The sequence below is a fragment of the Caulobacter sp. D5 genome (assembly GCF_003185805.1).
Classification (GTDB): domain Bacteria; phylum Pseudomonadota; class Alphaproteobacteria; order Caulobacterales; family Caulobacteraceae; genus Caulobacter.
In genome coordinates, this window is the sequence record NZ_QHJY01000507.1 from 1 (window position 1) to 2,289 (window position 2,289).

Genomic DNA, 2,289 nt, shown 5'->3' on the forward strand with positions numbered 1-2,289 from the left:
CGCGGCCGGCGCGAAGTCGGCCTGCCCGCCGCCCGCCCGGGTCAGGGGCAGCGGATCGAGCCCGCCGCGTCCCGCGCGATCCAGCGCCACAAGCAGGCCCTCCCACGGCACGGCGCCCTTGCCCCGCACCTCGCGCAGGTGGGCCGACGGATCGTAGAGCCGCACGCCGGTGGTCAGCACGCCCATCTCCAGCAACCCCAGCTGGCGCAACAGGGCGGCCTCGGCGACAAAGGCGTCGCGGCGCGACGCCAGCAGGGACAGCTGCGCCTCGCGCAGGGTCTGCTCGGCCACCAGCACGTCGAGCGTCGAGCGCTGGCCGACCCTGAATTCCTCGCTCATGCCGTCGAAGGCGATCTCGGCGGCCTTCACCTGGGCGAGCTGGACCTTGATGTTGGCCCGCCCGGCCGCAGCCTGGTTCCAGGCCGACAGCACGTTCTGGATCACCTGGCGGCGCGCGGCCTCGACCCGCAGCAGGTCGGCGCCGTTGCGGTTCAGCGCCTCGCGGTAGGAGGCCTGGTAGGCTCCGCCGGCGAACAGCGGCTTGCTGACCGCGATGGTGGCGGTCCAGGCGCTGTCCTGGTTCTGGCTGTAGAACGGGGCGAACTCGCCCGACGTCCCGTAGGCGGTCCGCGCGGTCACGGTCGGCCGGGCGGCGGTCTTGGCCAGCTGGGCCTGCAGGCGGCTTTCACGCTCGGTAAGGCGGACCTGTTCGAGATCGGGATTGTCGCGCTCGGCGCGGTCGAAGGCCTCCTCCAGCGCGCCAGGCAGCAGCGGCAGCGGGGTCTCGGGATCGAGTTCGCCGGGGTTCTCGCCAACCAGCGCGGCGTAGTTGGCCCGGCTGGCCTCCAGCTGCACCTGGGCGGCCATGATCTGGGCCAGGGCGGCCTCGCGCTGGGCCTGGGCCTGGGCGACGTCCGTGCGGGTCACCTCCCCCGCCTCCTGGCGGGCCTTGGTGATGTCCAGCTGCCGCTCCAGGGCCGCCAGGTTGTTGCGCCGAACCTCCAGGCTCTGGCGGTCGCGGCGGACGTCGGCATAGGCGGCGATCACCTGCAGCAGCAGGTCGCCCTCGGCGATCCGCAGGGCCGCGCGGCCGCCGCGGATGCGCAGGGCGGCCGCGTCGATCGCGCCGCTGGCCTGGCCGCCGCTGTAGAGCTGCTGCTCCAGGATCACGGTGGCCTCGCCCTGGTTGGTCTCCAGGCGGCGGCCGACCGTCGGATCAGCCACCAGGCGCAGGGCCTGGGCCGCGTCGCCGAACCGGTTGTCCGCATAGTCGCCGGTCAGCCGCAGCTCGGCCGACGGCCGCACGCCCGCATGGGCCCGCACATAGGCCTCGTCGAGCGCGCGCAGTTCGTAGCGCTGGCTCTGCAGGGAGGGATTGCTCTGATAGGCCCGCGCCAGGGCGTCGGCGAGATCCTCGGCCCGGCCGGCGGCGGGCGTGGCCGCGATCAGGCAGAGAGCGAACGCGGCGAGGCTGGTCCGCCTCACGGCGTCAGGGCGTCGCGCTGGAACGCGTCGCTCCCCGCTTCGCCGTCCGTAGCACCGCAACCATTGGCCCGCGCCGCCGCCAGGGCCCGCTCGAACCCTTTCAGGCGAAAGCGCCTGGGCGTCTGGTCGCGACCGGCGCGGATGGTCACGGTGCGTGCGCCGTCCAGCTTGTCGTGCGGGATCAGCACGACGCCGCCGGTCGGGTTGAACAGGTTGTCGGTCGACAGCGGCTCGCGCCGGGACGCCAGGGTCGGGAAGTCGTCGCGCCAGGCGACGGGCGGCTTGTCGTCGATGCTGTACCAGGCCTCGCCCACGTCGACATCCTCGCCCAGATGGAAGCCGAGCACGTCGCGGGCGTAGGTCATGCGCCCCTGAAAGACGGTCGAGGGCGCATAGAGCCGGCATCGGGTCAGGCCCGTGAAGCCGTCGCGCTCGATACGCATCTCCCAGCCCTTGAGGTGATAGGCCTTGGTCTTGACCTTGTAGCCGGCGCGCCGATGCATCCCTTCGGTCGGGAACGGGATGGCTTGTGGCAGGCTGGGCCAGGAAAGACCCAGGGCGCCCGCCGCGGCGAGGGAAGCGATCAGCACGACGACACGAACTCAGGCTTGAGGCTGGAGGGGATAGGAGACGACCTGGCGTTGGCCGTCGGTTCCGACGGTGTGGAACTTGAAGGTCTGGCCGGGGAAGACGTTGGCGGCGAGGTCGGCGAGGATCTCGTCCTGGCCGCCGAACGGGGCCACCAGCTCGATCAGCCAGGGACGATCGCCGGCCTGCCATTCGTCGGCCCGCAGCTTCTTGGCG

3 protein-coding genes are annotated in these 2,289 nt (G+C 72.3%); all 3 read right to left on the reverse strand.

The genetic code is table 11. From position 1 onward, the window contains the following. A partial coding sequence (locus DMC18_RS24470) for a TolC family outer membrane protein (protein ID WP_110133394.1) occupies positions 1–1,485 on the reverse strand: 1,485 nt, incomplete at its 3' end. Next, complete coding sequence (locus DMC18_RS26360) at positions 1,482–2,075, reverse strand: hypothetical protein (protein WP_110121439.1); 594 nt, start codon at positions 2,073–2,075, stop codon at positions 1,482–1,484. The genes DMC18_RS24470 and DMC18_RS26360, both read right to left, overlap by 4 nt. 12 nt (positions 2,076–2,087) lie before the next feature. Then, the coding region (locus tag DMC18_RS24480; protein WP_146218209.1) for a toxin-activating lysine-acyltransferase at positions 2,088–2,289 on the reverse strand (202 nt) is incomplete at its 5' end.